Genomic DNA, 26998 nt, shown 5'->3' on the forward strand with positions numbered 1-26998 from the left:
TGACATGCAGAAAAAACTGGCAGTTGCCATCTTAAACTGGAACGGCAGAAACTGGCTTGAGAAATTTCTTCCGGATGTGGTTCAATTTTCTCAGAATGCCGATATCTATGTGATAGACAATTATTCTACAGATGATTCTGTTGAGTTTCTACAAAAGAATTTCCCTGCAGTCAATATTATTATCAATGATAAAAACTATGGGTTTGCAGGCGGATATAATGAGGGATTGAAATCCATTAAACATGAATACTACTGCCTTCTCAATTCTGATGTAGAAGTTACTGAGAACTGGATAGAGCCGGTCATGGAATTATTGGAAAACAACCTTTCTATTTCGGCGGTACAGCCCAAAATTTTATCTTATCATAACAGGAATTATTTTGAGTTTGCCGGAGCTGCCGGCGGCCTGATAGACAACCTGGGATATCCTTATTGCAGAGGAAGGGTTTTTGATGATGTGGAAGAAGATAAAGGTCAATATAATGATGAAACAGAGATTTTCTGGGCTTCAGGATGCTGCTTTTTTATCCGATCCAAAGATTTTTGGGATCAGAATGGTTTTGATGCCCGGTTTTTTGCCCATCAGGAAGAAATTGACCTTTGCTGGAGGCTTATCAATTCAGGAAAAAAGATTTATTACACCGGAAAATCAAAGGTGTTTCATGTAGGTGGAGGAACCCTTAATAAGCAGAGTGCCCGGAAGACCTATCTCAATATGAGAAACAACCTTTCCATGATGCTTAAAAACCTTCCCTTTCCTCAATTGGTATGGGTGATTCTTTTCAGACTATGTTTAGATGGAATTGCCGGAATATATTTTGGAATCAAATATGGAATTTCCCATCTTTGGGCTGTACTAAAAGCTCATTTTGGGTTCTATGGCCAGATTCCCGGAACATGGCAACTTCGCCAGAAACATCAGAAAAGTGATTTCTATCAATCAAAATGGCTTATTTTTAAACATTTTTTAGGAGGGAGGCAGCAGGTGACAGATGATCATAGATGATGGGTTTCAGGGATTAGGGAAAATTATACCTTCAATTAACCTTAACCTTTAAACCTTGAGCATTAAACTATAGAACCAGCAACTATTAACCCAACAACCAGCAACAATTTATAACTTAAAAAAATGGATTTCTGTGCTATCGATTTTGAAACAGCCACTCACGAGAAAAGTTCAGCTTGTGAGATGGGGATTTGTGTGGTGCAGGATTCTAAAATTGTTGAAACCAGAACATGGCTGATTAAACCTCCAAGCTTTCCTTATTTCAATAAATTCAATATTGCAGTGCATGGAATTCAGCCGGAAGATGTGAAAGATGCACCTACATTTGATGAAATATGGTACGAAGCCCAGGACATGATGTACGGCAGCCTTATGATTGCTCATAATGCAGGTTTTGATGCTTCTGTTTTAAGAGGATCTCTGGAACATTACGGGATGTTCACTCCTAAATTGAATTATTTGTGCAGTATTCAGCTTGCCAAGAAATCATGGAATTATCTCCCGAAATACGGGCTGAAGCCCTTAGCAGAATATCATAACATAGATTTTACCCATCACAGAGCAGGAGCTGATGCTGAAGTATGTGCTAAAATTTCTTTGCTGGCATTTGAGAAATTGTTTATTACAAGAAATGAAGAAATAAATGAATCTATATTGAAGAAATATATCAAAAAGCTATAACTTTAGAGAAATTAAAAACCATGAAAAAACTTATATTCTCTTTAGCCTTAGTTCTAGGTTCATTAGTACATGCCCAGTCTGAACTTTACAATACTGACTGGAATCTTATCAAAGTCGTAAAAAATAATGTAACCTATATGCTGCCACAAAATACCGAAATGGGCGCTCCGGTTATGACCTTTGCTTTTAATCCGACAAGTTCCAGTATCTATACCAATCTGACGAGTCCAATTTGTGGTACTGTAATTACAGCATACATATACAATACGGATATTACGACGAACCAGATATTGTTTTGGGATTATATGATAGGATTAAATCAAACCTGTACCCTACCTGAAAACATTGCGTTCTTTACAAAATATTCAGATTATTTTGCTTACAATTCTAATCTTCATCATTATCAGATCAGTTATTCAGGGAGTACAAAAGTTTTGGTAATGACCAATAATCAAGGTGATCAGGCCTTTTATAACAGTTCATTTCTGAAGACTAAAGATCAAACAGTGAAAGAATCAAAGGCTAACAGTATTTATCCAAACCCTGTAAAAGAAGGTTTTGTTTACGTTAAAAGTGCGGAAAGAATAGAATGGATAAAAGTATACAACGCGGAAGGAAAACTAATTCTTCAGGAACATTATCCGGATGCTAAAATCAATGTCTCTAACCTGCTAAAAGGGGGCTACTTTATGGAAGTAAAATCTCAAAGTGGTATTAGCAGACACAGATTCGTTAAAGAATAATCATTAGTTGCTCAAAACTTCAGACAACAGGTTGAATTTCGGAATATCAATTTCGAAAGTCTCCTGTGTTTCCATGTTTTTAACCAGGTATTTTCCGCTCATATTGCCTACTCCGGAACGAAGCATTACATTGGAGAAATAAGCGAAATTTTCGCTGGTTCCTATCTCAGGAGTAAGGCCGATGACCCCATCTCCAATAATCTCTGTATATCCAAATCCTACGTCAAAAATCAACCATTTTCTTTTCAATACTTTGATAGGAAAACTTCCGTCATTCTCTATCGTGATACTGTATTTAAAAACGTAACGGTTTTCGGATGGATAACTGTTTTTACTATCATATTCAGGTATTACTGAAACTTTGATATTAGAAGTCATTTTTGAAAACATCATTGTAGCATTTTCTTAATAAATACAAAAATCTCGCCTTTTTTGAGGCGAGATTATATATTATGTTATAATTTCATTAAAAACTATAATCCAAGGCCTTTTCTTTCGTCACCTCCCATTAAAATTCCAACAGGATTATCGATCGCTTCTTTTACCGCCACAAGGAATCCTACAGACTCTTTTCCGTCGATAATTCTGTGATCATAAGACATTGCCACATACATCATTGGTCTGATTACAACCTGTCCGTCAACAGCAACCGGTCTCTGGATGATGTTGTGCATTCCAAGGATTGCAGATTGTGGAGGGTTGATGATCGGTGTAGACATCATAGATCCGAAAGTACCACCGTTTGTAATCGTGAAAGTACCTCCAGTCATTTCATCAACAGTAATTTTACCGTCTCTTACTTTTGTAGCAAGATCTTTGATGTTGGCTTCTACAGCACTGAAAGACATGTTTTCTGCATTTCTCAATACAGGAACCATTAATCCTTTAGGACCTGAAACTGCAATTGAAATATCACAGAAATCATAGTTTACTTTGAAATCGCCATCAATAGATGCATTTACATCCGGGTACATTTGTAATGCTCTTGTAACTGCTTTTGTAAAGAAAGACATGAAACCAAGTCCAACGCCGTGTTTCTGAGCGAATTCTTCTTTATATTGCTTTCTCAGCCTGAAGATTTCAGACATGTCAACTTCATTGAAAGTAGTCAACATAGCTGTTTCATTCTTCACAGAAACTAATCTCTGAGCGATTTTTCTTCTTAAAACTGAAAGTTTAGTAGTCGTAGTAGATCTAGACCCAGTTGCCGTAAGAGGGCTTCCTCCTAGTGCAGGTACTGCAGCTAATTCAGCATCAGTCTTAGTAATTCTCCCGTCTCTTCCTGTTCCTGAAACCTGTGCAGCATCCATTCCTTTTTCGTCAAGGATTTTCTTAGCAGCCGGAGATGGAGCTCCTGTTGCATAAGTTTGTGGTGCAGCTACCGGAGCGGCTGGTTTTGGAGCTTCCTGTTTAGCAGGTTCGGCAGCTTTCGGAGCTTCTTCCTGTTTTGGAGCTTCAGCAGCAGGTGCAGCACCTTCTGGCTTAGCAGCGTCCATATCAATTAAACAAACTACCTGACCTACTTGTACTACATCACCTTCCTCTGCTTTTAAAGTGATTATACCACTCTGTTCTGCAGGCAATTCAAGAGTTGCTTTATCTGAATCCACTTCGGCGATAGGTTGATCTTTTTCTACATAATCACCATCTTTTACAAGCCAAGTTGCAATTTCAACTTCTGTAATTGATTCGCCTGGTGAAGGAACTTTCATTTCTAAAACTGACATATCGAGTATTTTTTATTTTTTAATTGATTATTATTTTAAATTAAGCGGTAACGGGTCTTTTTGCAGGAGCATCATCTCTGTCGAAAACTCTGTTGATCACTGCATTTTGGTTTTTCTCAAACATTTTATGGCTACCTGGAGCTGGTGCACCGCTTGGTACCGGAGCAACTACCTGGATTCCTGTATCTCTGAAGTTTCTCAGGATATAAGACCATGCTCCCATATTTTCAGGTTCTTCCTGAGCCCACACCAGTTGTTTTCTGTTTTCATATTTGTTGAAAATCGCTTCAATAGCATCTGTCTGAAGCGGATATAACTGTTCAAATCTTACTAATGCAATATTTTCACAGTTCAGTTCTTCTTTCTTCGCTAATAATTCAAAGTACAGTTTACCTGAACAAAGAACTAATTTTTCTACTTTTTTAGGATCTGCAGCCGGATCGTCTAATACCGGTTGGAATGCACCATTTGCAAAATCTTCAAGTGGAGAAACTACTTTAGGGTGTCTCAACAAAGATTTAGGGCTCATTACGATCAATGGTTTTCTGAATGACCATTTCAACTGTCTTCTCAATAAGTGGAAGTAGTTGGCAGGTGAGGTAATATTGGCTACTACCATGTTTTCATTAGCACACAGGGTAAGGAATCTTTCCAGTCTTGCTGAAGAGTGCTCTGCTCCCTGCCCTTCTGAACCGTGAGGCAATAACATCACCAACCCGTCCTGGATTTTCCATTTTTCTTCTGCAGCTGCCAGATACTGGTCTACAATAATCTGGGCACCGTTCACGAAATCCCCGAACTGAGCTTCCCATATGGTTAATGTATTTGGAGAAGCCATTGCATATCCATAGTCGAAACCTAAAACACCATATTCTGAAAGGTGAGAGTTGAATACATCAAATCTGCTTTCAGATACATGTCTTAACGGGATATACTCTTCTTCTGTATCTTCAGTTTTTACAACAGCATGTCTGTGAGAGAATGTTCCTCTTTCCACATCTTCCCCGGAAATTCTAACATTGTGACCTTCTACAAGAAGAGTTGCATAAGCTAACCACTCTCCTAATGCCCAGTCTAATGAGTCTCCTTCAATAGCTTTGATACGGTTTTCGAAAAGTCTTGTAATTTTATTGATGAACTTTTTATCAGCCGGAAGTGTTGACATTTTAATCGCCAGTTCCTTCAGTTTCGCAAGATCATATTTTGTATCTACCGGTAACTGAACAGCACCTCTTTTTCCGATTGGATAATTTACCCAATCTTCAGCCATAAACACATCCATTACGTTTTTCTCAATCTCTTTAGATGCATCAAAATCTTTATCTAAAAGAGCTTTGAACTCCGTTTCCATTTTAGCGATTACATCATTGGAAGTAATGCTGTCTTTCAATAATTTATCTTTATAAATCTCTCTTGGATTCGGGTGTTTCGAAATGGTTTTGTATAGATTAGGCTGAGTAAATCTTGGCTCATCACCTTCGTTGTGACCATATTTTCTGTATCCTAAAAGGTCGATATAAACATCTTTACCGAATTTTGCTCTGAAATCAGCTGCAAAATGGATCGCATGAACTACCGCTTCAGCATCATCAGCATTGACGTGCATTACAGGAGATTCTGTAACTTTTGCAATGTCTGTACAGTAAGTTGAAGATCTTGCATCCATGTAGTTGGTTGTAAATGAAACCTGGTTGTTAACAACGATATGAACGGTACCTCCTGTTCTGTATCCTTCCAAAGTCATCATCTGAGCAACCTCGTAAGCAATCCCCTGTCCGGCAATAGCACCGTCACCGTGAATGATGATTGGCAATACTTTAGAGTAATCTTTATATTTATCGTCTACTTTTGCACGGCAGATCCCTTCTACCAAAGCAGCAACTGTCTCAAGGTGAGACGGGTTCGGAGTAAGGTTAATGCAAACTTCTTCCCCTGAAGCCGTTTTGATTTTTTTTGATGATCCTAAGTGATATTTAACGTCACCTGAGAATACATCTTCTTCGAATTCTTTTCCTTCAAATTCTGAGAAGATCTGCTTGTAAGATTTCCCGAAAATGTTGGTAAGAACATTAAGTCTTCCTCTGTGAGCCATTCCCAACACCACTTCATCTACTCCTAACTGAGAAGATCTTGAGATCAGCTGGTCTAAAGCCGGGATTAATGTTTCACCTCCTTCTAATGAGAATCTTTTCTGTCCTACAAATTTTGTGTGAAGGTAGTTTTCAAAAGCTACCGCCTGATTTAATTTTAATAAGATTTCTGTTTTTTCGTTTGCAGAAAGGTTTGGATGATTTTCATTGACCTGAAGCCATCTTTTGATGAAATCCTTTTCTTCAACGTTGTTGATGTGCATATATTCTACTCCGATTGAATCACAGTAGATATTTTCAAGATGCTTGATAAGATCTGCCAAGGTAGCAGGCTCTTTCATTCCTGTTTCTACAGCACAGTTGAATTTTGTATTTAAATCTTCTTTAGACAGACCGAAATTTTCGATGTCTAAAGTAGGGGTATAGTGTCTTCTTTCTCTAACCGGGTTAGTTTTTGTGAAAAGGTGCCCTCTCGTTCTGTAAGCCTCAATAAGGTTTACTACTTTAAATTCTTTCTTGATATGCTCAGGAACTTCTCCGTTGGATACTGCCTGAGAAATCTGTTGTTGTACTGCCGGGGCAGCGCTGGCCGAAGCCTGAATAAATTGAGTGTTATCGTCATCTCCGTAGTTCTCTAAAGCAAAATCGAAGCCTTGAAAGAAAGCTTTCCATGATGGTTCTAGAGAGTCCGGGAATTTTAAGTACTGTTGGTATAAATCCTCAATTAACTGAGAATGAGCTGCGTTTAGGAATGAAAATCTGTCCATTATTACAGTTTATCTATTTATTAAAATTTATTTGTAGAATTAATCTTCAAATTTAATAAAAAAAACCGACTTAGAACAGTCTGAAACCGTTAAAAAAACTTAAGAAAAAAATTATTAAAAAAAAATCATTTATACACTGATAATGAGAGCTTAACATTCACCTCCTGTCCGTCCATCGGACGTTCAATAAAGGTCTGGCGGATATCTCCGAAGCGCATCTCGTCTTTTTTGGCTTTCTGAATAAGCTGCTGAATAGCCCGAATTCGTCCCTCGTAGTTCCCTTTGTAGTAAATCACGTAATTTTGGGACGGATTTACAGACCTGAAATTGAAATTATTGTCAGATACTCCAACTTTCTTAGAAAGTGGAATTCCGAGGAAATAAGAAACCTCCTTGTCTTTATAATTATCAGCATCGGTAATCAGAACCGGATATCCGAATTCATCCTCTCTTTTTCCAAGGTCCATCGTCACAAAATTATAGACTTTATTATAATTCATCACGATATTTTTATAAAGCGCATCCTTTTTGTTTGATGTACTTACATTGATTCCCAATAAAAGCTTTTCTTCTTCATTTTCTACCATAAGACTGTCATATTTAATGGCGGCCATCTGGTTATCTTTTTCCACTTTATTCCCTAAAGAGTTTTTAAGATTCACCATACTTTTATTGATATTTTCAGCAAAACGATCTTCAGTCCAGAAGTTTTCCACTCTTTTCCAGACAGGCAGTTTCGGGGTATGCACGTACCAGATTATTTTTGTTTTTTCTGCAGAAACAGGCTTAAATTTAACATCTACCAATGTCGGGTTTTCATTTTCATCCTCAAAGAGCTGATATTTCAGCGTCTTATTAAGGTTCTCATACCTGATAAACATTTCCCCATCGGTATCATTTTTAGAATCTACGTAGCTGATGGCGCTTCCCTGCCCTTCATATGGCGTATAATAATCAATATCTATAGACGGTGAGCTGGTAAAAAAATTGTTCCATCTTGTAAAATTCTGAAGGTTATTAAACTGCGAAAAAACCTTATCCACCGGATAATCGATCTCTTTTTCAATCGTAAAGTTTTTACTTTCATCTACAAAATAATACATGGAAGCAGCATAAGCTCCTCCCAAAAGAATAATGATTACCGCTAAGATTTTAAAAATACGCATCGCACAAAAATAATACAAATAAAAAGAGTGAACAATATGCTGATCACTCCAATGATATGTTTAACAATAATTAACCTTGTTAAGGGCCGGAAGCGGAATCTACGAAGCTGGAAGTCACTATTTGGTGGATGATCACTAACAGTTTTCTAATTTAAAACATTTCATCTTATCTAATAAATCTCAATTTACATGATAAGACTTCTAGTGCTACTCCGTCCTTCAATAGCTTCCATCTTCCAGCACCCAGCTTCCTTTCTTCTATCCTATATGTGTTCCCGGGGCAATGACAGCACCTTTCTTCACAACTACAATCCCATCCTGAACAGAATAGGTTCCATAGTCACCATCCGGAATATGCTTCCCTCCGATGATTTTTACATTGTCACCAATGTAACAGTTTTTATCAAGAATTGCTTTTTCTATATAGCAGTATTTTCCGATTCCCATATTAGGACGCCCGCCTCTGTCATTCAGGACAATTTCTGTTGTATTCTGGTAGAAATCCGCCCCCATAACATAGGAATTCACAATGGTACTTCCTTTATCAATTCTCGTCCTGTTTCCAATCACTGAATTTTCAATTTTATCCGCCATAATAATACATCCATCGCCAAAAACAGCCTTGCTTACATAGGAACCGTTGATTTTTGACGGTGGAAGCATCCTTGCCCTTGTATAGATAGGTGATGAAGAGAAAAGGTTGAACTGCGGTAAATCCAGACAAAGGTCAAGATTCGCTTCGTAGAAAGATTCTATGGTTCCGATATCGGTCCAGTACCCTTCATACTGATAGCTTAAGGTCTTATATTTTCCTATGGAACTCGGAATGATATCTTTTCCGAAATCATCACCGGCTCCTTCTTCAAACATCTTTTTAAGAATATTCTTAGTGAAAATGTAAATTCCCATTGAAGCCAGAAATTCTTTCCCTGCATGTTTATTTTCTTCTGAAACTTCAGATTTCAGACCTCCCAGCATATCAAAATCCGGTTTTTCATAGAAAGAGGTAATATTTCCTTCATCATCGGATTTCAAGATCCCGAAGCCTGTGGCGTCTTTTGCATTCACAGGAATCGTTGCAATGGTAAGGTCTCCCCCATTTTCAATATGGAAGTCAAGCATTTCCCTGAAATCCATCTGATAGAGCTGGTCTCCTGAAAGAATAAGAATATAGTCATAATCATATTTTTCAAGATGCTTCATCGACTGGCGTACGGCATCTGCAGTTCCCTGATACCAGCTGTCATTTTCAACATTCTGTTCAGCTGCCAGAATATCAACAAATCCTTTGCTGAAGATATCAAAGTGATAAGAATTCTTGATATGCGAATTGAGAGAAGCAGAATTAAACTGCGTCAGCACCAGAATCTTGTTCAGCCCTGAATTCAGACAGTTTGATATAGGAATATCCACCAGCCTGTATTTTCCTGCAATCGGTACAGCCGGCTTTGATCTGGTATACGTTAACGGGAATAATCTTGTTCCTCTGCCTCCTCCTAACACTATGGAGATTACATTTCGATTCATAAATATCTTGCGTTTTTATTTTATTAAGTTTACTGTTTTTGTTCTTAGTGTTTACAGCTGTTTTAAAGCATGGTTTATTTTCATATTTAGAGCCCGATCAGCTATTATATAAAGCTATGTATTTTTCCGCAGATTTCTCCCATGAAAAATCAAAATTCATGTTGGCATGAATAAGATCTTCCATCACACCTTCCTGATTATAGATTGCCAAGGCCCTGTTCATAGCATGTACAACATCATCCACTCCCGGATAAGTATAGTTCAGTCCTGCTCCGCCGGTTGATATATCTTCTACTGTATCTTTTAATCCTCCCGTATATCTTACCACAGGGACTGTCCCATATCTCATGGAATACATCTGATTCAGTCCGCAGGGCTCTACTCTTGACGGCATCAGAAGGAAATCTGCCGATGCATAAATTTTATGAGAAAGATGTTCTTTATACCCCAGATCCAATGCAAAATTGGTATACGTATAGTCGTACTCTTTCAGTTTATTTTCAATATACACATTTCCGGAGCCGAGAATCATGATGTTTAAGGCACCATAACTCTGCTTAATACTTCTCCATACAACATCCGGCAGCAGATCTGCTCCTTTTTCTGTTGCGAACCTTCCAATGAAAGCAAACAGGGGAAACTCAGGCTTCAACCCATATTCTTTACACAGTTTTTCTTTATTCTTCTTTTTTTGAGTCACTGCATTTTTACGGTTAAAGTTAAAATCCAGCATCGGATCGGTTTCCGGATTCCAGACTTCGGTGTCAATACCGTTGATGATGCCATAGGCTTTCCCGAATTCCTGACGAACAAGACTTTCCAATCCGCGGAAACTGATAAACAGTTCTTCCAGGTATCCTTCAGAAACAGTTGTAAAGGCATCAGCACATTTAATCATGCTTGCCAGAGGATTCATAAGCCCGTTCCAGTCCATCAGTCCCCATTTGTAAGCATCAAAAGGAGGCATATAATTCGCCATACTCCAGCTCATCATTCCCTGGTATTCTCCGTTATGAATAGTACCTATAGTCTTTACCCCTTTTAAAAACCTGAACTCCCAACAGTTTTCTATCATAAAAGGAACGAATCCGGTATGATAATCATGACAGTGTAATACATCCGGGCGGATTTCCATTGCGCTCAGCCAGTGGAGAACTCCATGCTGAAAAGCCAGAAACTGAAAACTTTCATCTTCATATCCATAAGGATTATCTCTGTCCAGTAACCCAGGAATTTTTACCATATACAGCTCAAATCCCAGGACATTTGTCTTTTCTTTCATCACCTGAACCTGAAGCATATTAGCTCCCTGATGAATAAACCCATCAAAAACCAGATCAAATTCATGATCATATACAAAGGATTTGTTATACCATGGCATTACCACTTTGGCTTCTACTCCTTTTATTTTATTCTGATATTTTGGAAGCGCTCCAACTACATCTGCAAGACCCCCAACTTTTGCGACAGGATAACATTCTGTACTTAAATGATAAACAACCATTCTTTATCTCTTGTGTTTAATTCTGTGTAATTTATACTTTCTATCTTTTTTCTGTTTTAAAATAATCCCGGCAAGCGGAGGAATTTTTACAGTCATTGATTTCTGATGTCCTCTCCATTCCTCATGCTTTTCTTCCAGTATTTCAGGTTCTACCCCGCTTCCGCTGTATTTTTTATCATCAGAATTAAAAATAACTTCCCAGTGGGTGCCTGCAGGGATTCCTATTTTATAATCCAATACTTTCGGAGCCAGATTTAAAACTACCATCACAACATTGTCTCTCTTTTTACCTTTTCTCAGATAAACGTATACTGAATTTTCAAGATCATCTGCTTCCACCCACTCAAAACCACTCCTGTCAAACTGATTTTCATAAAAAGCAGTTTCTGATCTGTAAAGGTGATTCATATCTTTAACAAGCTCCTGCATTCCTTTATGGACAGGATATTTCAGTAAATGCCAGTCGAGGCTTCTGGTAAAATTCCATTCGCTGGTCTGCCCGAATTCATCTCCCATAAAAAGCAGCTTGGCTCCCGGATGGGTAAACATATATACATATAAGGTACGGAGATTGGCAAATTTCTGCCATTCGTCCCCTTTCATTTTATAAATAAGACTTGCTTTTCCGTGTACCACCTCATCATGTGATAAAGGCATCATATAATTTTCATTATACATATACATGGATGCAAACGTAAGTTTATGATGATGGAATTTCCTGTTAACAAAATCTTCCTTGAAATAATCCAGGGTATCATGCATCCACCCCATCATCCATTTCATACCAAAACCTACGCCACCGTCATGAACAGGCTTTGTAAGCATAGGAAAATCCGAGCTTTCCTCGGCAATGGTTATGATATTATCTCCGAATTCCTTATAAACAGCAGTATTAAATTCCTGCAGAAAAGCTTTAGCTTCCAGATTCACATTTTCACCATAAATATTAGGCTCCCATTCGCCTTCATTTCTTGAATAATCCAGATGAAGCATAGAGGTCACCGCATCCACTCGCAATCCGTCAGCATGGTAACGGTCCAGCCAGAACATCGCATTTGAAATCAGAAAAGATTTAACTTCATTCCTTCCATAATTAAAAATATGTGATTTCCAGTCGGGATGAAAGCCTTTTCTCGGATCTTCATGCTCATAAAGATAAGTACCATCAAAACGGTGAAGACCATTGGCATCTCCTGGAAAATGGGACGGAACCCAGTCCAGGATAACACCTATTTCATTATTATGAAGTTCATCAATCAGAAACATCAGATCCTGCGGTGAGCCAAAACGTGATGTAGCAGCATAAAAACCGGTAATCTGATATCCCCAGCTAGGTTCATATGGATATTCCATCACGGGCATAAACTCTACATGAGTAAAACCCATTTCTTTTATATAAGGAACCAGTTTTTTGGCAATATCGCGATAATTCAGAAAACGATCAGGATACTCTCCGTCTCTTACCCACGAACCCAGATGCAGCTCATAGACAGATATAGGGGCTTCCAGTCTGTTCTTCTCCCAGCGTTGGTTCATCCATTCCTGATCATTCCACTCATACCAGGTTGTAGAAACCAGAGAAGCCGCCTGAATATTCTGCTCCCAGCTCAATGCATAAGGATCACTTTTTTCCAGAATTTCGCCACTTTGTGTTTCAATAGCATATTTATATAAAGTACCCCAGGTTAATCCTTCGATAAATCCTTCCCAAATCCCTGACTCGTCCCATCTTGGAAACAGAATATGATCTTTGTGATTCCAGTTGTTGAAATTTCCGATCACGGAAACTTTCTTTGCGTTAGGTGCCCACACAGAAAAGTACACTCCTTTCACTCCATCTTTTTCTGCAGAATGTGCGCCAAATTTACCATACAGCTTATAATGCCTACCTTCTTTAAAAAGATACACATCATGATCGGTGAAAAGCGTGTAGGTCTTAACAGAATTCATCAAGATCAGTTTATATTTATATTTTCTTTGAAACTACGAAAAATACTGATAATGGTGATGAATTATTCATCAAATAATTATCAACTCAATTTCAGCTTTCGTCTATCTATCAAATATATCATTTTTTAACTCACATTTTTTATGATTTCAAAACAATCTTTTTTATAAATTTAACATCAACATTTTATTAAACACAACGATGAGGTTTGAACTTTATACAGAAGAAATAGATGACAGACCGGTATTTATCACCGGAAACTTCAACAGCTGGAATCCTAAAGATTATAATTTCCAGCTTAAACAACTTGACTCCACCAACTATTGCATAGAAGTCGAAGATCAGATCCTGCCCGAAGACATTGAATACAAATTCACAAAAGGCGGCTGGGAAAATGTAGAACTGGATCAATACGGAAATATCACTCCCAACCGGAAAGCAAAAAAATCCGCAGGTAAAACTTCTGATACCGTACAAAAATGGAGATTAAACTGGGGCCCGTTCAAAGAAGAGTACTTTCCTACTGCAGAAGTGATTTCAGACAACTTTTATATTCCACAGCTTGACCGTTACCGCAAAGTATGGGCGCTGCTTCCTTATGACTATCATACTACAGATAAACGATACCCTGTCTTATATCTGCAGGACGCACAGAATTTATTCAACGAAGGAAGCGGTTATGGTAACTGGGAAATTGACAAAAAACTATCCATCCTTGCCGAATATGGCCGTGGTGATCTTATCATCATTGCGATAGAACATGGCAGTGCAGAAAGAATCAAAGAATATATCTTTGATAATGATCATGTGGCCAACGGCTCTGAAGGAAAAAAATACATCCGCTTTATTGCTGACACTTTAAAGCCTTTTGTGGATGAAAATTACAGAACCAAAAAGGACCGTGACAATACCGGAATCGGAGGCAGCTCATTGGGAGCTCTGATCAGTATATACAGCGGATTTCTTTATCCTGAAGTTTATTCCAAGCTGTTAATATTTTCTCCGTCTCTTTGGGTAGAACCGAATAACAACTTCCCTATGATGAATTTCCGGGTTCCTTTTAAAACAAAAATTTACCTGTATGGAGGTGGTCAGGAAGGCTCCAAAATGGTCAAAAGAATTCATATTTTTGAAGAATATCTGAAAAGATGGGAAGAGAAAAAACTTTTTGATTTTGAATTTAAAACCAATATTAATCCTGAAGGCACTCACAATGAGTTTTATTGGTCACAGGAGTTCCCAAGAGCCATCGAATGGCTGTTCTATGACAATACGGAAAACCCTGTGGAAGTAAAACCGCAACAACAAAGCATTAAAAACTAAACATAAAAACGCTGTAGAAAAATTTCAGGAAGACCAGAGCAAAAATGAAGACAGCGGGTTATATGACTTTAGAACATATACTATCTATTTATGAAACTGATCAACAAAAAAAACAAAAATTACACTCAGATTTTTCAATTATTTACAGAGGAAGAGTGGGCGAAAACGAGTAAAAACTTCAATAAAAATATTTCCACTTTTTTTACGGGAAAGAAGTATGAGGTTTTTGTCAATGCCCATGAAGAAGGAATCACCTACTTTATCGGATTGGGGAAATCTACTTTACAAAATTTCGAAATCCAGCAGGTTGCTGCCAAGTTTTCACAAACATACAAAGAAAAGCTTCAGGCAGTTCCAACATTGGCATTGGCAGATTTTATCAATGAAAAACAATTTGAAGAGTTTGTAAAAGGACTTCTTTCCGGAACTTACAACTATCCTTTTGACAAAAAACATGCCTTCTGGAATACAAAATTTGAATTACATTTTGAAAATTTAAGCCAGAAAAAACTGGACCATATCAGCCAGAAAGCTGAAGCCCTAATTAACGGGCAGACTGCCTGCCAGGACTGGCTCAATAAGCCTGCCAATCTCAAAAAACCGGATATATTAAGTGCATACCTTAAAAATCTGGCTAAAAAATATGAGCTGAAATACACAGCTTTCAACAGAAAGAAATGCGAAGAGCTGGGATTAGGCGCTTACCTGTCTGTCAACCAGGGAAGCGCTTATGACGCTGCATTTACTATTCTGGAATATAAAACTACCGTTAAAAATGCCAAAACTTTCGGACTGGTAGGAAAATGCATCCTGTTCGACACAGGAGGAATCTCAATAAAAAGCTCTGCCAATCTGCATTATATGAAATCTGATATGGGAGGTGCTACAGCGGTCCTGGGAACACTGATCTATGCTGCTGAAATGAAGCTTCCAGTAAACATTGTTGCCGTCCTGCCAATCACAGACAATGCCATTTCAGAAAAAGCATTGCTTCCCAGTGACGTCATCACAGCCTACAACGGAAAAACTATTGAAGTGCTTGATACTGATGCAGAAGGCAGACTGATTCTTGCAGACGGATTATCCTATCTTTCTAAAAACTACAAAACTGATTTCCTGATTGATCTGGCAACGCTCACAGGAAGCTCTGTAAGAATGTTCGGAGATACCTGTGCCGCCATGTTTTCCAATAATGAAGAACTGAAAAACAAACTGATTAAAACCGGAGACCAAACCAACCAGAGAGTATGGAATCTGCCTTTATGGGATGTCTGGAAAGACGATATCCAGTCTGATGTAGCGGATATGAAAAACATCTCCCTTAAACCGGTCGGAGACTGTATCATAGCTGCCAAATTCCTTGAGCAGTTCATTGAAAATCACCCTAAATGGGCTCATTTGGATATTGCCGGAGTAGCCTTTGGCAGTGTGGGCTATGCCAAAGAAAAAGCAGCAACAGGATATGGGGTTCAACTCCTCGTGAATTTAATTGAAAATTATCACTAAAAATTAGTTTTTTACAAAAAAACTCTGTATAATTGATTAGTGAATTTTCAAAAACGCACGATATTACATTTTTTGATATTAATAAAATAATAAATAAATGCTTTTATTTTTGAAAACTCACTAAATCTTAAAAAACATTATATGGAGAAGAAAACTATTGTATGTATTTCGTGCTATTATAAAGGTTATGATTTTATGGACGAGATGAAGACCCTCGGCAATAAAGTCATTCTGGTAACATCCGAAAATCTCAAAGAGAAAAACTGGCCATGGCACGCTATTGATGAGGTATTTTATATGCCTGAGCTGAAACCATCCGTTTGGAATCTGGAGCATCTGATACAGGGATTTTCCCACCTGATGAAAACCCGAAAAGTAGATGCTGTAGTGGCATTGGATGATTATGACGTGGAAAAAGCAGCACTGATAAGGGAAACTTTCCGTATTCCGGGGATGGGACAGACTACCCACCGATATTTCAGAGATAAGCTGGCTATGCGGCAAAAAGCAAAAGATTCAGGAATTAATGTTCCTGAATTTACAGCGGTATTCAATGATGATGAGGTGAATGAATTTACAGACCGCGTTCCGGCACCCTGGGTACTGAAACCCCGCTCTGAAGCCTCTGCGTCAGGTATCAAAAAAATAACCTCTAAAGAACAGCTTTATGAAGCATTGGAAAACCTTGGAGAAGAACGTCATCTTTTTTTGCTGGAAAGCTTTAAACCCGGAGATGTTTATCATGTAGACAGCCTTACTTTTAATAAACAAATCGTATTCACTTCTGCCTCAAAATACCTGGCCCCACCCATGCAGGTTTCTCATGAAGGGGGCGTTTTCAGATCCAAGACTTTAGGAAGATATTCTGAGGAGTTCAAAGCATTGGAAGAAATAAATGCCAAAGTTCTTTCCAACTTCGGGCTTGTCAATGGAGCCACCCACACAGAATTTATCCGGGGAAAAGAAGATGGAAAATGGTATTTCCTGGAAACCTCATCAAGAGTAGGTGGCGCTCATATCCCTGATCTGGTAGAGGCATCAAGCGGCATCAATATATGGAGAGAATGGGCTAAAATTGAAGATGCCCTTCTGAGAGGAAATGATTACAGTGTTTCCCCACCTACCGGATACTATTCCGGGCTCATCGTTGCCTTGATTAAAGATAAAGAACCTGATTACCGTAATTTTGAATGTGAAGAAGTGGTCAAGTTTCTTCCGATAGATTATCACGTCGGGATTGTTTATAAATCCGGAGATGCTTCTGTCGTACAGGACAGATTGGACTCTGCGGCAGAAATGATCCATGCAGATATGCTGAACATCCTTCCTCCTAAAAGCAACAAACTTAGTTCGTAAGTTATGGAACGCAATATTGATATTCAAAAATGTTATTGAATTTATAATACACAGTATTCCAGTAGATTCCACGGTAAAACGTAATTTAGAAAGCAAAAAACCCGGAAATGGTAAAGTAAAGCCTACTATCAGTTCGTTGGCTCAGCTTATACCAACAAACCAGATCAAAATGGGTCTTTAAAGAAAATATTACCTTCAAACATCCAAAATCAGGGACCATCATATTGGATATTTTAGGAGAAGACCAACCTGGAGGAATTGAATTTATTATATTAATATAAAAACACCATATTAAAATTAAAACCCAAAAATGCCTCACATAGAACATACAGAATATTATTCAAATATACTGGGAATTAGTCTCAAAGTAGAAGTGACCGGGCATTACGGCCATCCGATCATCATGTTCCCTACTTCCCAGGGACAGTATACCCAGAACCACGATTTTCATCTTAACGGAAGCATCAATTGGTTCATAGAACAGGGAAAAGTAAAACTTTACAATATACAGACCATCGACAGCTGGAGCTTTTATGATAATACCATAGCTCCTCAGCAAAGAATAAGAAATTACGAACGGTATGTACAGTTTCTGATTCAGGAATTTGTCCCTTATATCCAGAAGCTCCACAAAACACACCGCTTGGCAGTTGCCGGAGCGAGTTTCGGAGGATATCATGCCGCCAATTTTGCTTTCAGATTTCCTGATGTGGTTTCCCATTTGTTTTGTCTTTCCGGGGCATTCAGTATCAGAAACTTTATGGAGGGCTATTCTGACGATCTGGTATACTTCAACTGTCCAAGGGAATTTGTACGAAATGATGAAGCGTGGAAATACAAACATATGCATATTGTACTCAGTACTTCAGACCAGGATATATGCAAGGATAAAAATGTTGAAATGGCTGAAATCCTGAAGATAAAAGGTATAGACTTCTGGTATGATGAGAGAAAATGGATAGGTCACGACTGGCCTTTGTGGAGAATGGTATTCCCTACCTTCATTGGTTCCTTTTTCTCTTAAAGTAAAACAATAAAAAACCAATAGAAAAAAATATACACCCACCTTAAAAAACAAAAATTATGACAAAAAAAGTAGGAATTCTTTTCGGTATGGAAGACACTTTTCCCTGGGCATTTATAGACAAAGTAAATGAACTCGGAGGTGGAGATATCATCGCTGAACCCGTTAATATAGATAAATTGGAACAGGGGGCAGATTATGGATATGCAGTAATCATCGACAGAATTTCGCAGGACGTTCCCTTTTACAGAGCTTATTTAAAAAATGCGGCACTTAACGGCACTTATGTGATCAACAATCCTTTCTGGTGGAGTGCTGATGAGAAATTTTTCAACAATGCCCTGATGTCCAAACTCGGGATTCCGCTTCCTAAAACGGTTTTGCTTCCGTCACATGAAAGGCCGGATAATACTTCAGAAACTTCATTCAGAAATCTGAAATTTCCGCATGACTGGGAATATATCTTCAATTATGTAGGATTCCCGGCTTATATGAAACCTCATGACGGAGGAGGCTGGAAAAATGTGTACAGAGTGGAAAATCCCGATGATCTCTGGAACAAACTGGGGGAAACAGAACAGCTGGTCATGATGGTACAGGAAGAAATTATCTTTGACGATTATTACAGGGTTTACTGCCTGGGCAGAAAGTATGTTCACATTATGCCTTATGAACCGAGAAATGCACCCCATTTAAGATATGCCACAACCCATAAAACGCAGGGACAGGAACTTGAAAAACTATTAAAAACCATTCATGATTATACCATTACCATGAATGAAGCATTAGGGTATGATTTCAATACTGTAGAATTTGCGGTAAGAGACGGTATCCCTTACGCGATTGATTTCTGTAATCCGGCACCGGATGCGGACAGAAATTCTGTAGGAGAAGAAAATTTTGCATGGATCATAGAACATGCCGCAAAACTGGCTGTAGAAAAAGCTAAAGAATACGTTCCGGGAAAACCCAATATTGCCTGGGGAACTTTCGTGAAAGATTCCATAAAATAACATTGAAAAGAAATAAAAAACACAAGAAAAATGCATCAGTTTACTATTGGAATTGAAGAAGAATATCAGATCATTGATGTTGAAAGCAGAGATCTGGTTTCTCATGTTTCAAAAATCATTGAGGGTGGCAAAGCGGTTTTAAGTGAAAATTTAAAACACGAGATGCACGAATCCATGATTGAAATGGAAACAGGAATCTGCCAGAATATTCAGGAGGCCAGAGCTGAATTGACAAATCTAAGGCGCCATCTTATTAATATTGCCCATGAGCAGGGACTGCGTGTTTCCGGAGGAGGCACTCATCCATTCTCACATTGGTCAGAAAATAATATCACTCAGGGAGAAAGATATATTAAAATCGTTGATGATATGGGAGATGTTGCCCGTGAAAACCTTATTTTCGGACTGCATGTTCATATTGGGATTCCCAACCGTGAAGAGGGTGTGAGAATTCAGAATGTCATGCGTTATTTTCTGCCTCATGTGTATGCTCTTTCCACCAATTCACCTTTCTGGATCGGAAGGTATACAGGATTTAAATCTTACCGGCAGGAAATTTTCGTAAAATTCCCAAGGACAGGTATTCCAAGCTATTTTAATTCTCTGGCAGAATTTGACAGTTATGTAGATCTTCTTGTAAAGACAGGTACCATTGACAATGCCAAGAAAATCTGGTGGGATTTACGGGTTCATCCGTTTTATCCTACCATTGAGTTCAGAATCTGTGATATGCCATTAAGGATTGATGAAACGGTATGCCTTGCTGCCATTATGCAGAGCTTAGTGGCAAAAATTTATAAACTTCACCAGCAAAACCTGAGCTTCAGAAGCTATAGAAGACTGCTGTTGAATGAAAATAAATGGCGCGCTTCTAAAAGTGGTATCGAGGCTCACCTGATTGATTTTGGAAAAGAAGAATCTGTTCCTTATCCTCACTTATTAAAAGAACTTTTAGAGTTTATTGATGATGTTGTAGACGATTTGGGATGCCGAAAAGAAGTTGAATATGCATGGAAAATTCTTGAAAACGGTACCGGTGCAGACAGACAGCTTCAGATCTTCAAGGAGACCGGTGATCTGACGAAAGTTGTTGATTACATGATCTCTGAAACTGAGTACGGCATAACACATGGAGAACCTGCTTCATAATTTTTTGGTAACTTTACAAAAAATATGATGTAATGAAAGATATTCGAATTGCTCTGCTGGACATGAACAATAATCATGTAAATCAAGGCTTTAGAAATATTAAAGAGATTTCCGAAACTTTTCAGCAGAACTCTGAAGAAAATGTGGTTATCCAAACATTTGATGTAAGGTTTAAAGATGAAATGCCGGAAATCGGAGACTTTGATATTTTTATTTCTTCAGGCGGACCCGGAAACCCTCACAGGGAAGGTCTGGCCTGGGAAGACAGATTTGCTGATTTTCTAAATGCTGTTTTTGAACATAATAAATGCCATGAGGATAAAAAATATCTTTTCCTGATCTGCCATTCATTTCAGCTGGCAAGTATCCACTGGAAACTGGGTAATATCTGCAAAAGGAAATCTTATTCTTTTGGAGTAATGCCAGTACATAAAACAGAAGAAGGGAAAAATGAATTTTTATTCAAAAACCTTCAGGACCCTTTCTACGCAGTAGATTCAAGAGCATATCAGTTTATTGAACCCGATCATATGCGTTTTGAAGAGCTTGGAATGACTATCATGGCGATCGAAAAATTCCGGCCTCATATTAATCTTGAAAGAGCGGTAATGGCGGTTCGTTTTTCTGAGGAGATATTCGGGACACAGTTTCATCCGGAAGCCAACCCTGAATCTCTGATCGAAAATCTGAAAGATGAAAAAAACAGAGAAGCCATGATCGAAAATTTCGGTATGGAGAAATATCTTGAGACAATGGACAGAATCGATGATGAAGATAAAATCATTCTGACCAGACATCAGATCCTTCCGAGATTCCTTCAGTTTGCAAAAAAAAACATTTTGAAAAAAGCTGAATCTTTGGCTTAAAAGGCTGGAAGCTGAAGGAATAATGCGTGAAGCTACTATCGGTTAAGATTATTGATTATTCTTTTATTTATAAACTAAGAATTTAAATTTCAGAATTGAAAACTTCCCTCTTCCAACTTCCAGCAGCTTACTATAACAATCGGGTATCAATGCTCGATTTTTTTAACACCACAAAAGAAAAAAAATATGATCCCCAAATACAGAAAACAGTTCAATAAGGAGTTTTCAGATGAAAAATACAATCAGTTAAAAGGTATATTGGCAGAAAAAGGAGGTACAGAACCAACTTTCAGGGTCTCAGAAAGTCCTATTTTTCTGACTAAAGAATTTGAGAGTAAGCTCATAGACGCCAGTGAAAGTATTATCAGCCAGATTAAAGCAATGCCTGCAGAGCTACTTCAAAAAGCGATTCCAGACAACTGTAGGGTTCCCAATGACACCAATCAGCCCCATTTTTTCACCATCGATTTTGGAGTCTGCAAAAGTGAAAACGGAGCAATAGAACCTCAGCTGATAGAACTTCAGGCCTTCCCTTCTTTGTATGCTTTTCAAAAAATCTATGAAGAAACGTACTGTGAGGTCTACCCTTTTCTTTCAGAGATCAGAAACCCAATGCCTCATGAAACCTTTAAAAACTACTTAAAGGAACTTATTGTAGGAGATGAAAATCCTGAAAATGTAATTCTGCTTGAAATTTTTCCTGAAAAACAAAAAACGGCCATTGATTTTGCGCTTACAGAGAAATTAATAGGAATTAAAACCGTATGTCTGACAAAGATAAAGAAGGAAGGACGAAAGCTGTATTATGAAAATGATGGCAAGCTTACAGAGATCAAAAGAATCTACAACCGTGTTATATTTGATGAACTGGATAATATTCCTGACCTGAAAACAGAATTTGATTTCCGGGAGGAAGTGGATGTCAAATGGATCACGCACCCGAACTGGTTTTTTAAAATCTCAAAATTCCTTTTGCCCTTACTGAAGCATCAGTTTGTACCGAAGAGTTACTTTCTGCATGAGTTCCCGGAAAGTGAAAACCTTGAAAATTTTGTATTAAAACCATTGTTTTCATTTGCAGGAAGTGGAGTCAATTTAAACCCTACCCGGGAAATGACAGACTCTATTCAGGATAAAGAAAACTATATTCTGCAGAGAAAAGTGTACTATGAGCCCATTTTTGAAGATATTAACGGAGATTTTTCAAAAGCTGAGATCCGTTTGTTGTATATTTGGCGGGAAAAAGATGAGCGCCCTATCCTTTTGGAAAATCTTGGAAGAATGACCAAAGCCGCCATGGTGAATGTAGACTTCAATAAAAAAGATGCGATCTGGATCGGAAGTTCGAATGCTTTTTTTGGATAAATAACTTATAAAAACTAATAATACATGGAAGAAACATCAACACGTTTCGCTGAATTTGACAACAACATCTTAACACGAAGAAGAAACCTATTACCCACCTGGATTAAAGTTTTCCTATGGATCTTTTTAATCGGAGGCGCAGTAGCTGCTGTATTACTGATGGCGGGCTTTCTGATCACTAACTCTTCTTTATCTTTATATGGAATAAAGGCTGATCATCCCTATTCAATGACAGGACTTTTGATCTGTACTTTGTTCCTGTTCAAAGGTATTGTAGCCTACGGACTTTGGTTTGAACAAAAATGGGCACCACAGACAGCAATAGCAGATGCGATCATAGGAATTGCAATTTGTCTCATTATGATGGCTATCATTCCTTTCACCATTCCAACGATCAGCTTCACCCTCAGATTAGAACTCATTCCTCTATATTTTTATCTTAAAAAAATGCAGAGTATAAAGACAACCTGGGAAGCTTTATAAAAAACAAGACCTCCGGAATTCCGGAGGTCTTTCTATATATTTTTATCATCTTCCAGCAGCTCCCGTGCCTGATATTCCTGCACAAGATCAATAGCATTGGAAATAACATCGCTTAAAGCCGTGATAAATGTTCCTTCTTCAGCCATTCCCATCGCATGTTTCAATGCTTCTATTTCTTTGGGAATAATTTCATAACTGACATCTTTTCCGGAAGACTGCATGCCTTCGATAATCAATCCGTTAATTTCTTCTTCTGTTCTTCCACGAAGGTGTTTTTCGTTTCGGATAATGATGTGATCAAACATTCTGCCAGCAATCTTTCCACATTCTCTGATATCATTATCCCTTCTGTCTCCAACCCCGGAAATAATCCCAATTTTCTTGGTAGACTCAACATTTTTAAGATAATCTTCAATCGCTTCATAACCTGAAGGATTATGGGCAAAATCGATCAGAACTTTAAAGTTTTTGAATTTAAAAACATTCAGTCTGCCAGGAGTAAGCTGAGCACTTGGAATAAAAGTTCTCAAAGAATTGGAAATATCTTCAATCCCGAATCCGTAAAGGTAACTCGCTAAGCTCGCCGCCAAAACGTTTTCAATCATAAACCTGGCTTTTCCTTCCATCGTAATCGGAAAATCCTTAGCTTTTCCTATTCTTATCTTCCAGTCTCCTTTTTTAATGGTTACAAAGCCCTCTTCATAGACACAGGTGATCTTTCCTTCTTTGGCGAATTTTACGATATGAGGATTGTTTTCATCCATACTGAAAATAGCCACATTAGAATCAAGATCATTCACGATCTTCATAGAATATTCATTATCTGCATTCAGAATGCTCCAACCGCTCTTTTTTACGCTATCCAGCACAACACGCTTTACCTTGGTAAGATCTTTCAGAGAGTGGATATCATTCATTCCCAAATGATCTTCTTCAATATTGGTTAAAACGCCGATATCACATTGTGAGAAGCCGAGCCCCGAACGTAGAATTCCTCCTCTGGCAGTTTCCAGAACAGCAAATTCCACGGTAGGATCTTTCAGGATAAATTCCGCCGAAAGCGGTCCTGTGGTATCCCCTTTCGACAGCATGGTATTTTGAATATAAATTCCATCTGAAGTTGTGAATCCAACTCTATAACCGTTACTTTTTACAATATGAGAAATAAGTCTTGTTGTTGTTGTTTTTCCATTGGTTCCCGTCACCGCAATGATGGGAATGGTAAAAGGTTTACCTTGTGGATAAAGCATGTCTACCACAGGTGCTGCCACGTTTCTAGGCAGTCCTTCGCTTGGAGCAAGATGCATTCTGAATCCCGGTGCTGCATTCACTTCAATGATAGCTCCACCACTTTCTTTTAAAGGCTGGGTAAGATTCTCCGCCATCACATCAATACCGCAAACATCCAATCCGATAATTTTGGAAATTCTTTCAGCCATAGTGATATTTTCCGGATGCACCATATCTGTTACATCAATGGACGTTCCTCCGGTGGAAAGATTAGCGGTTGATTTTAAATAAACAACTTCTCCTTTCTGAGGAACCGTTTCAAGCGTATACTGAAGCTTATCAAGCAGTTCCAGCGTATCTTTATCTACCTCAATTTCGGTAAGTACATTTTCATGTCCATAGCCTCTTCTCGGGTCTTTATTTTCTTTTTCAATAAGCTGTTGAAGATTCAGTTCTCCATCCCCTACAACATGGGCGGGAACTCTTCTTGCTGCGGCCACCATTTTATTATTGATAACCAGAATTCGGAAATCGTAGCCGGTAATATATTTCTCAACAATTACTTTTCTTGAATATTTCTGGGCATGTTCCAGACCAATTTTAGCAGCCTCCCATTCTGTAACATTGATGGAGGAGCCTTTTCCATGGTTTCCATCCAAAGGTTTTAGCACAACAGGATAGCCTATTTTTCTGATCACAGCATCCAATCCCTCTTCGTCTACCACTAAATCTCCGGTAGGAACCGGAATAGCAGCATCATGAAGCATTCTTTTGGTTAATTCTTTGTTACAGGCAATGTCAACGGCAATAGAACTTGTTTTTCCGGTAATCGTAGCCTGGAATCTTTGCTGGTTCACTCCATAACCCAGCTGTACAAGGGAATTTGTCCCCAATCTGATCCACGGGATTTTTCTGGAAGCAGCTTCTTCCACAATACTTCCTGTAGAAGGACCCAGACGGACACGTTCCCTGATTTCCTTCAATTTATGAATGCAGGCATTCATATCATAATCCTTTCCTTCTATCAATGCTTGTGCAATCTTCACAGCTTCTTCTGCAGCATAGATACCGGCGTTTTCTTCAAGATAATTGAATACCACGTTATACACTCCCGGAGTTTTTGTTTCCCGGGTTCTTCCAAACCCCACATCCATTCCTGCAAGGGTCTGTATTTCCAATGCGATATGCTCAATGACATGCCCCATCCAGGTTCCTGTTTCCACACGGTGAAAAAAACCACCTTCTACTCCTTCTGAGCATCGGTGTGTAATCAATGAGGGGATTAATTTTTCAATCCTTTCCCGAAATCCTTCGATTTTATTGGTAGGATAATTCTCCATTTCTTCTAAGTCCAGCCTCATCTGTATCAGCTTCTTTCTTCTGATGCTCCAGATGTTAGGACCTCTTAGTGCCTGAATCTTTTCGATTTTCATAGTCTATTGGCATTTTAACAGTTAACAATAACTCCTTTCATAGCCAAAGATAATGCAAAACCCAAAACAAAACCATACCATGTTTAAAGATTCATTAAAAAAAAATTAATTTTAATTAACATTCTTAAAACATTAAAAATCAGCGAAAGATGGCATGAATTTCGCCAAAGAATGTTAATTATTTTTTAATTTTGTACCATGACAAAACCTGTTGGAAAATTAATAGTTATCGGAGGGGCTGTAAACAAAGGAAGTTTTGCTGAGACCGATTATGATCAGAATATCGAAAAGAATCTTAATTTTTTTGAGCGTGGGATCTTAAGAAAGATCATCAACGAATCAAAATTCAAGGAAAACTCTGTCATTGAAATTGTAACCACTGCTTCTCAAATTCCTCAGATTGTAGGTTCTGAATATAAAAAAGCATTCGAATTTCTTGGTGCTAAAAATGTCAATGTTCTTGACATTCACAATCGTGAGGAAGCCAATTCTGATGCAATGGTAGCGAGGGCTAACGCTGCCGATGTCATGATGTTTACCGGAGGGGATCAGCTGAGGCTGACGTCCATTCTTGGGGGAACAAGATTCCATGATACCATTTTATTGAAATACCAGGAACAGGATTTTATTTATTCCGGGACTTCTGCAGGTGCTGCAGCAGCTTCTGAAAACATGATCTATCAGGGGAGCAGTTCTGAAGCCCTTTTAAAAGGAGAAATCAAAACAACCCAGGGTTTAGGACTGATCGATAACGTTATTATTGATACTCACTTTGTACAAAGGGGTAGAATCGGCCGTCTTTTCCAGGCAGTTGTTAATAATCCAAGAACTCTGGGAATTGGTCTTGGTGAAGACACAGGACTTTTCATTCATAATGATGTGATGACCGCCGTAGGATCTGGTCTTGTGATTCTGGTTGACGGAAGGTTTATTAAAGATACCAATCTTACCAATATCAATCTTGGAGAGCCTATTTCCATTGATAATTTAACCGTACACGTCATGTCTATGAATGACCATTATGATCTTACTACCAAGACACTGACCATTGAAAATTCTCAGTTCAACCCAATACCGCAGGATAAATAGTC

Annotated in this window: 21 protein-coding genes; 13 read left to right on the forward strand and 8 right to left on the reverse strand. The window is 38.3% G+C overall.

All coding sequences use genetic code 11. The annotated features are described in order from the left end of the window. Positions 1-4 precede the first annotated feature (4 nt). The 3 genes from AC3FI7_RS05310 (at position 5) to AC3FI7_RS05320 (ending at position 2430) form a co-directional block, all read left to right on the forward strand. A complete protein-coding gene (locus AC3FI7_RS05310; protein WP_491461587.1) occupies positions 5-1006 on the forward strand; it encodes a glycosyltransferase family 2 protein in 1002 nt (333 codons plus the stop codon). Positions 1007-1129: 123 nt separating this feature from the next. Further along, positions 1130-1687: a 3'-5' exonuclease gene (locus tag AC3FI7_RS05315; protein WP_142722882.1), complete on the forward strand. Its 558-nt coding sequence runs from the start codon at positions 1130-1132 to the stop codon at positions 1685-1687. Positions 1688-1707: 20 nt separating this feature from the next. Next, complete coding sequence (locus tag AC3FI7_RS05320; RefSeq protein ID WP_491461588.1) at positions 1708-2430, forward strand: T9SS type A sorting domain-containing protein; 723 nt, start codon at positions 1708-1710, stop codon at positions 2428-2430. Between the two features lie 3 nt (positions 2431-2433). Here AC3FI7_RS05320 and apaG read toward each other — a convergent pair whose 3' ends face one another. The 7 genes from apaG to glgB form a co-directional block, all read right to left on the reverse strand. Beyond that, the gene (apaG, locus tag AC3FI7_RS05325; RefSeq protein WP_142722880.1) at positions 2434-2823 is read right to left on the reverse strand and encodes a Co2+/Mg2+ efflux protein ApaG; all 390 of its coding nucleotides are present in this window, start codon (positions 2821-2823) and stop codon (positions 2434-2436) included. Positions 2824-2903: 80 nt separating this feature from the next. Further along, the gene (gene odhB / locus AC3FI7_RS05330; protein ID WP_142722879.1) at positions 2904-4157 is read right to left on the reverse strand and encodes a 2-oxoglutarate dehydrogenase complex dihydrolipoyllysine-residue succinyltransferase; all 1254 of its coding nucleotides are present in this window, start codon (positions 4155-4157) and stop codon (positions 2904-2906) included. A gap of 40 nt (positions 4158-4197) precedes the next feature. Continuing rightward, positions 4198-7014 (reverse strand): 2-oxoglutarate dehydrogenase E1 component, encoded by a 2817-nt coding sequence (locus AC3FI7_RS05335; RefSeq protein ID WP_142722878.1) that lies wholly within the window; start codon positions 7012-7014, stop codon positions 4198-4200. Positions 7015-7139: 125 nt separating this feature from the next. Beyond that, positions 7140-8180 (reverse strand): SRPBCC domain-containing protein, encoded by a 1041-nt coding sequence (locus AC3FI7_RS05340; RefSeq protein WP_142722877.1) that lies wholly within the window; start codon positions 8178-8180, stop codon positions 7140-7142. Between the two features lie 258 nt (positions 8181-8438). Next, a complete protein-coding gene (locus AC3FI7_RS05345; RefSeq protein ID WP_142722876.1) occupies positions 8439-9707 on the reverse strand; it encodes a glucose-1-phosphate adenylyltransferase in 1269 nt (422 codons plus the stop codon). A gap of 97 nt (positions 9708-9804) precedes the next feature. Next, entirely contained in the window at positions 9805-11211 is a 1407-nt protein-coding gene (locus AC3FI7_RS05350; RefSeq protein WP_343658592.1) for a glycogen synthase, read from the reverse strand. Between the two features lie 3 nt (positions 11212-11214). Next, positions 11215-13161: a 1,4-alpha-glucan branching protein GlgB gene (glgB, locus tag AC3FI7_RS05355; protein ID WP_491461589.1), complete on the reverse strand. Its 1947-nt coding sequence runs from the start codon at positions 13159-13161 to the stop codon at positions 11215-11217. A gap of 199 nt (positions 13162-13360) precedes the next feature. Between glgB and AC3FI7_RS05360 the strand changes: the two genes are divergently transcribed. The 9 genes from AC3FI7_RS05360 to AC3FI7_RS05400 all read left to right on the forward strand — a co-directional run bounded on the left by AC3FI7_RS05360 (position 13361) and on the right by AC3FI7_RS05400 (position 23244). Continuing rightward, positions 13361-14482: an alpha/beta hydrolase gene (locus tag AC3FI7_RS05360; RefSeq protein WP_142722873.1), complete on the forward strand. Its 1122-nt coding sequence runs from the start codon at positions 13361-13363 to the stop codon at positions 14480-14482. Positions 14483-14572: 90 nt separating this feature from the next. Next, positions 14573-15988, forward strand: coding sequence for a leucyl aminopeptidase family protein (locus AC3FI7_RS05365; protein WP_491461590.1), 1416 nt, complete (start codon positions 14573-14575; stop codon positions 15986-15988). Positions 15989-16129: 141 nt separating this feature from the next. Continuing rightward, entirely contained in the window at positions 16130-17344 is a 1215-nt protein-coding gene (locus tag AC3FI7_RS05370; protein ID WP_142722871.1) for an ATP-grasp domain-containing protein, read from the forward strand. A gap of 310 nt (positions 17345-17654) precedes the next feature. Then, positions 17655-18368 (forward strand): alpha/beta hydrolase-fold protein, encoded by a 714-nt coding sequence (locus tag AC3FI7_RS05375; RefSeq protein ID WP_491461591.1) that lies wholly within the window; start codon positions 17655-17657, stop codon positions 18366-18368. Positions 18369-18427: 59 nt separating this feature from the next. After that, on the forward strand, positions 18428-19381 hold the full coding sequence (locus tag AC3FI7_RS05380) for an ATP-grasp domain-containing protein (protein WP_142722869.1): 954 nt from the start codon (positions 18428-18430) through the stop codon (positions 19379-19381). 30 nt (positions 19382-19411) lie between these two features. Beyond that, a complete protein-coding gene (locus AC3FI7_RS05385) occupies positions 19412-20530 on the forward strand; it encodes a carboxylate-amine ligase (RefSeq protein ID WP_142722868.1) in 1119 nt (372 codons plus the stop codon). 32 nt (positions 20531-20562) lie between these two features. Then, entirely contained in the window at positions 20563-21396 is an 834-nt protein-coding gene (locus AC3FI7_RS05390) for a type 1 glutamine amidotransferase (RefSeq protein ID WP_142722867.1), read from the forward strand. A gap of 186 nt (positions 21397-21582) precedes the next feature. Beyond that, entirely contained in the window at positions 21583-22761 is a 1179-nt protein-coding gene (locus AC3FI7_RS05395; protein WP_343658597.1) for a hypothetical protein, read from the forward strand. Positions 22762-22785: 24 nt separating this feature from the next. Further along, on the forward strand, positions 22786-23244 hold the full coding sequence (locus tag AC3FI7_RS05400) for a hypothetical protein (protein ID WP_491461592.1): 459 nt from the start codon (positions 22786-22788) through the stop codon (positions 23242-23244). 32 nt (positions 23245-23276) lie between these two features. Here AC3FI7_RS05400 and cphA read toward each other — a convergent pair whose 3' ends face one another. Further along, the gene (gene cphA, locus AC3FI7_RS05405; RefSeq protein ID WP_343658598.1) at positions 23277-25907 is read right to left on the reverse strand and encodes a cyanophycin synthetase; all 2631 of its coding nucleotides are present in this window, start codon (positions 25905-25907) and stop codon (positions 23277-23279) included. A gap of 198 nt (positions 25908-26105) precedes the next feature. Between cphA and AC3FI7_RS05410 the strand changes: the two genes are divergently transcribed. Beyond that, complete coding sequence (locus AC3FI7_RS05410) at positions 26106-26996, forward strand: cyanophycinase (RefSeq protein ID WP_142722863.1); 891 nt, start codon at positions 26106-26108, stop codon at positions 26994-26996. Positions 26997-26998 lie beyond the last annotated feature (2 nt).

This window comes from Chryseobacterium sp. TQ-BC-N36 (genome assembly GCF_058382295.1).